The 1,242-nt window shown below is 46.5% G+C and carries 1 protein-coding gene; it reads left to right on the plus strand.

The features are described 5' to 3' along the window. Positions 1–1,242 (plus strand): transporter substrate-binding domain-containing protein (locus R7Z49_RS23370; RefSeq protein ID WP_318112122.1); only part of this gene is annotated, 1,242 nt, incomplete at both ends.

Raw genomic sequence — 1,242 nt, forward strand, 5'->3', positions numbered from 1 at the left:
CCGTATCACATCAACGACAAGTTGCTGGTGGCGTACCGTCGTAATCATAAAAGTAACTTGACGATCACGTACAGCAGCAGTGATGAAGCGTATCCATTTCTCTACCGAGATTCGCACACGGGTAAGCTGGACGGATTCTTCCCAGACTTTATCGACTTAATTCAGTCGCGTACGGGTTTGGCCTTTAGTTATGTGAAACCGACGTCGAGTCTTTCTAATGGGTTGACGGCGTTTGATGCCGATATTGTCCCGGTATCTTATGTGGGCCCAGTGCCTAAGTCAGACTGGCTGATCACTAAACCATTCATGCACAGCAATTACGTTTCTATCCAAGCAGAAGAGAGCGAACGCGACAAGTCATCACCAGAAAAAGCGGGCATTCTACTGAGTTTAAAGAAGCAAGGGTTGGTGCACTTAGGTGTGTGGCAACAGGACCGTTTTGACCGTTATGACGATTTAAAACAGTTGCTTGCGGATTTGAAATCAGGCGTTTTGGACGTGGCTTACATTCCGGATGACGTTGTTCATAGCATGATTGCGCAAGATCAGGTCGATGGTTTGGTGATCAATGAGCAAGACGTTCTGACGTTCTCGAATGCGTTTGCAGTTGCAAAACACAATACGCAGCTCCAACACATGCTCAACAGCATCATCGAAACCATTGACTCAAATGAGATAGAAAAACTTCTGCGCTCGCACCGAAGCTTCAACCTAGTTTATGGCTACGACGATGAGCAAATGGCAAAATTTTTCTTGGCAGGTGCGGTCGCTTTTTCTCTGATGTTTGCTGCCGCGTATTTCATTCTTGCGCACCTACGTCTAAAGGTGAAATTAGCTGAGCTGAATGCCAACAATGAAGAAGCGGAAAAACAATGGCTGATGGGCATCATTCAAGAAATTAACAGCTTGGTGTTTATTCACGGTGAAGATAACCAGTTGGAAATGAGCAACTGTGCCAACTACAAGAGCAAGCAATGCCAAGAATGTAAGCTGAAAAGCTGCTCGACTAATGCGCCTCTCGTGAACAACTCGGATGAATTGGCCACTGTAATTGGCGGACAACGCATCTCGGAAGAGGTCGCGTCTGCGGGGTGCGAACTCGGTATTAAACATGTGTATCGAGAGCGTAAAACCATCGCGTCTCCAAGCGGGAAGAAGAAGTTTGTGCTGACGGTGATTCAAGACATTACCCAGCAAAAAGAGCGTGAGCAGGCGTTAATTGATGCGGAAAAAGAAGCACAA

The organism is Vibrio sp. 1562, from assembly GCF_033340155.1.
Lineage (GTDB): Bacteria > Pseudomonadota > Gammaproteobacteria > Enterobacterales > Vibrionaceae > Vibrio > Vibrio alginolyticus.